The organism is uncultured Shimia sp., from assembly GCF_947498095.1.
GTDB lineage: Bacteria > Pseudomonadota > Alphaproteobacteria > Rhodobacterales > Rhodobacteraceae > Shimia.
Window position 1 is genome coordinate 1 of the sequence record NZ_CANMJE010000039.1, and the last position, 805, is coordinate 805.

1 protein-coding gene is annotated in these 805 nt (G+C 61.6%); it reads right to left on the reverse strand.

What is annotated here, in order from left to right; genetic code table 11:
- The coding region (locus tag Q0932_RS20460) for a cadherin-like domain-containing protein (protein ID WP_299357110.1) at positions 1-805 on the reverse strand (805 nt) is incomplete at both ends.

Sequence of the window (805 nt, forward strand, 5' to 3'; positions counted from 1 at the left end):
AGGTACCATCGCCATTGTCGCGGATCGAGCCGTGATCAGGGTGCAGGTTTTCGATGCTCAGCTTGCCGGCATCGTTGGCATCGACATCGACGGTGTTCGCGAGCAGCTGCGTCGTGGTGAGCGTCTGGCGTACATCCTCGGTGCCGGGACGCAGCGTGACTTCGGACGAGCAATAGGGCCGGTCGTTGCTGCCGTGGATCGTGATCACGATGTCATGCGGCGTGCCATCCTTGGAATGCACCGTGATCGTGTCCGTCAGCGTCTGGCCAACGCCCAGCTGGTCGATCGCCGTGCCGCGCGTGGTCGGCCGAGCACCAGCGTCTGCCAGATGACCGGCATCACCGTAATAGTGCCATTCCCCATTGGCTTTCAGGTACAGGTCGCCATAGGTTCCGTGATAATTTATGCCCGGTCGAACCGTGTCAAACTCCGCTTCACCGGCATCGGGATCGAGGATCGTTAATTTGCCGTCCGCATAGAGTACGGACCTCTGGAGCGTGGCCATACCTGGCTGCGCGTAGTCAGGCGACATGTCCACTCCAGCCGTGTTTTCGGTCACATCGCCGGTATCAACGCCGCCGATGATGGCAGCGTCTCCGACTGCCGCCAATGTCAGGTTGGCGGTTTGCGCGGTGTTTCCGCCGTGGCCGTCGGTGACCGCGTAGCTTAGGCTGACAGGGCCGTTGTAGTTCGGGTCCGGTGTAAATGTGAAGCCGTTGGCCGCGTCGCCAGAGATTGTGCCGTGGCTTGCGGTGAGGCCCGCGACTGAGAGCTGATCGCCGGTGTCGATATCCGTGGCATGCTC